Origin of the sequence: Bacillus cereus group sp. BfR-BA-01379 (assembly GCF_022663605.1) — a bacterium.
GTDB lineage: Bacteria > Bacillota > Bacilli > Bacillales > Bacillaceae_G > Bacillus_A > Bacillus_A mobilis.
This window is the reverse complement of the sequence record NZ_JAKUFT010000269.1, coordinates 1-258: the sequence shown is the minus strand read 5'-3', so window position 1 is coordinate 258 and position 258 is coordinate 1. Positions and strand designations below refer to the sequence as shown.

Genomic DNA, 258 nt, shown 5'->3' with positions numbered 1-258 from the left:
TGAAGAACCGAAAGAAGAAGTAAAAGAACCAGTAAAAGAAGTTGAAGAATCGAAAGAGGAAGTAAAAGAACCGACAAAAGAAGTTGAAGAATCGAAAGAAGAAGTAAAAGAACCAACAAAAGAAGTTGAAGGATCAAAAGAAGAAATAAAAGAACCAGCAAAAGAAGTTGAAGGCCCGAAAGAAGAGCCAAGAGAACCAACAAAAGAAGTTGAAGAATCGAAAGAAGGGGTGAAAGAACCAACAAAAGAAGTTGAAGG

Annotated in this window: 1 protein-coding gene; it reads left to right on the top strand. The window is 36.0% G+C overall.

Going from position 1 to position 258, the window contains the following annotated elements:
• A partial coding sequence (locus MR113_RS28745) for a hypothetical protein (protein WP_242257512.1) occupies positions 1 to 258 on the top strand: 258 nt, incomplete at both ends.